The 579-nt window shown below is 72.0% G+C and carries 1 rRNA gene and 1 pseudogene; both read right to left on the bottom strand.

The features are described 5' to 3' along the window. Positions 1-339 (bottom strand): annotated as a pseudogene (locus tag H9I49_RS18060) (hypothetical protein); the annotation flags it as partial. A 121-nt stretch (positions 340-460) separates the two neighbouring features. Next, positions 461-577: ribosomal RNA gene (rrf, locus tag H9I49_RS18055) — 5S ribosomal RNA — on the bottom strand. Positions 578-579 lie beyond the last annotated feature (2 nt).

The following is a 579-nucleotide window of genomic DNA, read 5'->3' as shown; positions in this document are numbered from 1 at the left end:
GCGACGGTCGTCCGACCGGCGGTCGTCGGAGCGGTACCCACCGCGGTCGTCGCGGCCACCACCGGAACGCCGGTCGTCCGACCGGCGGTCGTCGGAGCGGTAGCCGCCGCGGTCGTCGCGCGCGCCGCCGGAGCGGTAACCCCCATGGTCGTCGCGCCCAGCACCGGAGCGCCGGTCCTCGGAGCGGTAGCCCCCACGGTCGTCGCGTCGGGGGCCCGACGAGCGGCCACTGCCGTCACGCGGCGCCCCTCCACGACGGCCGGCTCCGTCACCGCGCGCGGGGCCTCGCCGGCCGCCCTCGCGGTCGCCCCGGCCGTCCTTGCCGTCCTGGTCACTCATGCTCAGCATCCTTCCGCGCCGACCGTGGTCGGCGCCACCTCTCGGCTATTCGGGGCACAAAAAAGAAAGAGCGCCCCGGTCGGATCAATGAAGTTCCGTCCGGGGCGCTCTGACAAAGTGTGTCCGGCTGCGTCCTACTCTCCCACACCGTCACCAGTGCAGTACCATCGGCGCTGAAGGGCTTAGCTTCCGGGTTCGGAATGGAGCCGGGCGTTTCCCCTTCGCTATGACAGCCGAAAC

Origin of the sequence: Terrabacter sp. MAHUQ-38, from assembly GCF_014518425.1 — a bacterium.
Taxonomy (GTDB): domain Bacteria; phylum Actinomycetota; class Actinomycetes; order Actinomycetales; family Dermatophilaceae; genus Terrabacter.
Note: the sequence above shows the minus strand (reverse complement) of the source record. Positions and strands in the feature narration are given on the sequence as shown.